The organism is Pseudomonas sp. SIMBA_067 (assembly GCF_046534675.1).
GTDB lineage: Bacteria > Pseudomonadota > Gammaproteobacteria > Pseudomonadales > Pseudomonadaceae > Aquipseudomonas > Aquipseudomonas putida.
This window is the reverse complement of record NZ_JAWRYH010000253.1, coordinates 1-292: the sequence shown is the minus strand read 5'-3', so window position 1 is coordinate 292 and position 292 is coordinate 1. Positions and strand designations below refer to the sequence as shown.

At 66.4% G+C, this 292-nt stretch carries 1 pseudogene; it reads right to left on the bottom strand.

The window, feature by feature from the left end:
- Positions 1 to 292 (bottom strand): annotated as a pseudogene (locus SB765_RS28965) (flavodoxin); the annotation flags it as partial.

Below are 292 nucleotides of genomic sequence, written 5' to 3'. Positions count from 1 at the left end.
CAACACATCCTGCACATACACCTTCTCTGCCTGATCCCGCGAGAACGCGAGGTCCAGGCGCGCCAGGTCACCGCTGCCCAGCCAGCCTTGCAGCTCATCACCGCACAGCAGGTCGTGGGCCCGGTTACGCTCACCGAACAACAGCCAGTTGCGCTGCTCGCCCGCGTTGATGCGTGCCTTGATCAGGCTGCGCAAACCCGCCAGCCCGGTACCGTTGCCGATCAGAATCATGGGTGCCGGCGACGCGGGCAGGTGGAAGCCACTGTTGCGGCGCAGGCGCAAGCCCAGCGCG